Source organism: Pseudoalteromonas sp. OF5H-5, assembly GCF_021530695.1.
In the GTDB taxonomy this organism is placed as follows: Bacteria; Pseudomonadota; Gammaproteobacteria; order Enterobacterales; family Alteromonadaceae; genus Pseudoalteromonas.
The window spans coordinates 1-2,988 of record NZ_JAKGBF010000046.1 but is presented as its reverse complement, the minus strand read 5'-3'; the positions used below and the strand labels follow the sequence as shown (position 1 = coordinate 2,988).

2 protein-coding genes and 1 pseudogene are annotated in these 2,988 nt (G+C 46.2%); all 3 read right to left on the bottom strand.

Annotated elements, in window-relative coordinates; translation table 11 throughout:
* Nucleotides 1-96: 96 nt before the first annotated feature.
* Nucleotides 97-1,878 carry a hypothetical protein gene (locus tag L1271_RS24525; RefSeq protein ID WP_235369042.1) on the bottom strand — a complete coding sequence of 594 codons (1,782 nt, stop codon included), beginning with the start codon at nt 1,876-1,878 and terminating at the stop codon, nt 97-99.
* Nucleotides 1,875-2,795 carry a hypothetical protein gene (locus L1271_RS24520; protein WP_235369041.1) on the bottom strand — a complete coding sequence of 307 codons (921 nt, stop codon included), beginning with the start codon at nt 2,793-2,795 and terminating at the stop codon, nt 1,875-1,877. The genes L1271_RS24525 and L1271_RS24520 overlap by 4 nt, the downstream gene beginning before the upstream one ends.
* A 2-nt stretch (nt 2,796-2,797) precedes the next feature.
* A pseudogene (locus tag L1271_RS24515) lies at nt 2,798-2,988 on the bottom strand (MarR family transcriptional regulator); the annotation flags it as partial.

The window sequence follows — 2,988 nt, the reverse complement described above, 5'->3', positions numbered from 1 at the left end:
AAAGGTCAGCCCTTTAGCGGTTAATGCTTTTACTACTTGGGCTTGCTTAACTCCCAGTACTTCAAACACATGGCTAAGCTTTGTTATTTTCAACTGCTATCTCGCTATCTTCAGCACTGGAGTCTCCGCAATTCCTAGGTGCAACTGTTCAACAACCGCTGACACTTCCGTTTCAGCAATACTTTGGCCATTCAGCCAATCAATTTCATTAGGACGCAGCGGCCTACCCAAACGCTGTGCTACAACCATGCGTAAATCGAGTGAGTCCAACACCTTGCCTTTGCGCTTGGGCGCTTCGCTGATTTGCTTAGCAATCGGATTGTCTGGCTCAATAGTTTCTCCCTTAGGCGCAATGCGGGTGTCGTGCTCAACATTTTTGAGGTGTGTGTGAGCGACCAAAGCGCCCCCAAATGGAGCTAGCTTTTTCTTCTTAGCCTGCTTGATTTCTGCATCACTGAGATTTTCAAAAGCGAGCCTATCCGCTGCTTTAGCTGCGCTTTGAGTCGCTGTGTCTTTGTTTTGGATGTGCTCTTCACCAATTACAGGGGCATCTAACCTAAAGCCATCTTCACCAACACCTGCTGGCTGAACTTGGTGATACACCACTTCATCAAGGGGGGTTGTAACACCTACTAATAAATCCGGCGTATCACCCACAATAATTGGACTAACCGAAACCGTGATCCCGTTACGTACATGCTCCAGTTCACCAACGTCATAGCGGTGCTGCTGTTTGGTTCGTGGGTGAACATAAGTGATCTCCAGATCACCGTTCACCTTTCGTGTTTCACCTGTTTTGGTCAGTAGTAGTCTGCAAACTTGCTCATCTGGCAGCATGCGCAAATAGTCGCGGTTTTGTGGTTGGTATATGGTTAGCCATACATCGGAACGTGCTTGCTTGTGCCGACTATGCTTGCAGTTCATGCCAGGTATTTTGTTGGCGTTAAATGCCTCTTGCCATGCCCATACCGACTCGTTCAGCTCGTCAACACTGCTAACCGGTTCAAACAAAATGCGGCTTTCAAATTGCTTTTCAACAATGTTGTTTGCCACTTCCACAGCCCCTTTAGCGCGTGGGTTGCCAGCCTCATGGGGTATGTTTTTAACTTTGAGTGCATCTAATACATTGGTAATTGCTTTACCTGTGTTGGCACTGCCTTTATCCCATAACAGAATTTGTGGCACGCCCATAAATGGCGAGCCTTCGTGTTGCTTCCAACACCACATTAAAAAGTCGAACATGTTGGCTTGCGTTTCACCCGCTGACTCGTAATAACGCACGCGGATCATGCCGCTATTGTGATCAACCAATACATAACGCCACACTCGTAAGTGCTTTATGCGCTCTAAGTTCTCTGGTTTATTTGCGTAAAACTCAGAGTCATTTGCGTAGCGCTGCACTTTGCCTTTTTTACCTGGCGGGTAATAAAGCAAACAATAACTAGGGTCTACTTGATGTACATGATTAGGCGCTAAACTGCGCATTTGAACATGCGGTGTTGCTCTATCTAACGCGCTAACTGAGGCATTACGTTTAGCTAGTACACGGCTGATCTGGCTGGTGCTTAAGCAGGCATAGCCATTAGCAACCAAGATTGATTTAGCCGTGGTAACATCCATGATCCGCTTACCATTATCACGTACCCCTTGGTTTAAAATGGCCACCAGCATATTCAAGGCTTCATCGTCCATCGCTGTTGTGCCTGCATCACTGCGTTTGGCTTTGCCACTTTGCCAGCCAAGGCTTTTTAATCGGCGATACAACGCGTCTTTACTCAGTCCTAGCGTTTTGCACGCTTGCTCGCGGATTGTGCCTTTTTGGCCGTGGCCTGCGTTGTCTAGCTGCTCTGCCCAGTACTCTAGAGATAATGCGTTCATTCCATCACCTCCGTGCCTTCAAAGCCCATTTCGGCCAGCCACTCACCACTGGGGCGCGCGTCGTCTAAGTCACCATAGGTGCGGTGTATTTCATTCCACACATGCGCGAGTTGAGTTAGTAAAATTTTGCTGTCAGCATAAAATGCGGATTTAGCGGCATCATAGGTTTTATCATCAATCTTTACCGTCTCTAGTTGCTCACTAAGCACCAACATTTGGTTAAACCCTTCACGCACTTGGTTTTGGGTTTTAGCCAATGCCTCAAAAAATGACTTGGCTTCGCCTTTCCAGCGTTCGGCACTAAACTTTTTGCTTTCTAAGTCGGTTTTAAGCTTGATGATTTCTTCTTCTTTTTTGGATGAAGAATCACGAGACACTTTGAGCATGCGCTCGGTTGCGTCCAGCTCCTGTGCTAACTTGTCTTTCTCCTTTGAATGCTTAGCCTTTAATTCGTCGATTAACTCTTTTACAGCTTCAGTATCACCTGTTTCAACAGCCTCTGATTCAATAACCAATGTTTGATCTTCTTCAGGTAATTGACGTAAAGCTCGTAAGTCCCGATAGCCTAGTTTCATTTGCTGCGCAGCTTCGAAGAACTCTTCACCAAACTGCTGAAGGTTTACTAGTCTGCGGTCCAAGTTTTGACAATCAGTTTTTAAAATATGTTTGCAGCATTGTTCCCAAGTCGTCACAGTGACGACTTTTCCTTTATCGTCTTGATACGTTAATCCTTTGTAGCTCTTGGTTTCTTTAATTTGCAGAGCTAGCTTCAATTCCGTCACTGTGACGAGTTTTCCCATAAAGCTGAATGCTTGAATTTGACCTAGTTGCAGCAGCGCGTCTTGCTTTGAAGCAAGCAAATCTTTCCCGTCAACTAGGGCTTTCTCAACCGTCGGTGTTATATCTTTCTCGCTCATAACTACCTCAAAATACTGTAGTTGTTGTACTCTTGCTGTAAGTTGCGCAGTACGTTTTTCATGTTGTGGTCTACCGTGTTACTCAGCTGCACTGGCTTTTTATGTAAGCGCCAGCGCTTTTCATTCCCCGGTAGGCGCTCAGCCCAACCCGCTTGTGCCAAATTTGCCAATATGCGCGTTACATCTGCTGGAC